This window comes from Nocardia suismassiliense, assembly GCF_900269665.1.
Taxonomy (GTDB): domain Bacteria; phylum Actinomycetota; class Actinomycetes; order Mycobacteriales; family Mycobacteriaceae; genus Nocardia; species Nocardia suismassiliense.
The window spans coordinates 1-1186 of record NZ_LT985381.1 but is presented as its reverse complement, the minus strand read 5'-3'; the positions used below and the strand labels follow the sequence as shown (position 1 = coordinate 1186).

Here is a 1186-nt window from a genome sequence, read left to right as displayed (position 1 = left end):
CACCCCACCTCACTGGCCCGCAGCGCCGCCGCCACCCGCTGCCCCACCTGAAACAACTTCCCCCCGACCACCGGATCCAACTCCGCCAGACTGCGCGCCACCACCTTCGGCACCACCAGCACATGCCCCGGCGTCATCGGCCGAATATCCATGAACGCCAACACATCATCGTCCTCATACACCCGACTGGCCTCGGCCCGCCCGGCAATGATGTCCCCAAAAATCGTGTACGGATTCACTCCGAAACCCTAACGCCCACCCCAACCCGACCCCCGACAAATTCGCTACCCCGACCGCTCAACGAGGCCCATACTGGCAACAGCTCCCGGCACTAGCTGGGAGAAGTGGACCCGGCTCTTCTCCGGACGGTGAGCGGTCGGGTTGCGCGGGCGGCTACACAATTGCGTAGCCGCCGAGCACCGGATGCAGTAACATTGAGCCAGCTCCTGGCACTAGCTGGGAGAAGTGGACCCGGGTCCTGGCCGGACGACCAGCATCCGGGTTTCGCGCTGTAATGGGGGATTGTCCACGTCGTAGACCAAACGGACGAGCGGCATGATCGTGGTCTTCCACCGGCCGCCCGCCCCGAAGGCCCACGCTGCCGCATCTGCCCACCACAAGCACGGCTCAGTGTGTGGTGGCATGTGCACGTACTGCAGTTCGACAGACGTTTTGCGAAGTGCCGAAGCGATGGAGTGGCGGTCGCGCTGGTCCTGACTCTCCCGCGACTCCACGACCAGCCGACCGGCTTTGATGTCCACCAGATCCGTCACGAGTTCGGTCATGCAGGCATGCCGAGTACTGACCTCCGGGCCGCGACCTTTGTAGATAGCAACTCCGACGCCACGGCAGCGCGCCATCGCGTCGATGATCTGGCGCTGCCGCTGCTCCGACTCATCGTTGAAGTGCCATCGACGCTGGCCCGGGAGACAGAATCCGCGCACCAGCAATCGCGCCTGGTGCAGTTCTTCACCGGGAATCAAGACAGCACAAAGGATGTACCTGTCCCGACGAATCGATTCGTCCACGAACGCGTGAATGGCCACCGAGGGACGATACCGGTCGGCTATGACACCTGCTAGCGAATTCGCGGCGAAATCACCGCTCCCGCTAGAGGATTGGAGAAGGGGTGTAGTTGGCGGCGGCGGGGTGCTGGTCGACCAGTTTCTGGACGGCGGCGATGACG

Annotated in this window: 2 protein-coding genes; one reads left to right on the top strand and one right to left on the bottom strand. The window is 63.6% G+C overall.

Translation table 11 applies throughout. From position 1 onward, the window contains the following. Window positions 1-239, bottom strand: a 239-nt coding sequence (locus DBO33_RS42490; protein ID WP_159080869.1) for an HIT family protein, incomplete at its 3' end; no start/stop codon positions are given. Between the two features lie 456 nt (window positions 240-695). Here DBO33_RS42490 and DBO33_RS43465 point away from each other — a divergent pair. Continuing rightward, window positions 696-1082, top strand: a complete 387-nt coding sequence (locus DBO33_RS43465) for a hypothetical protein (protein WP_159080868.1) — start codon at window positions 696-698, stop codon at window positions 1080-1082. Window positions 1083-1186: the final 104 nt, after the last annotated feature.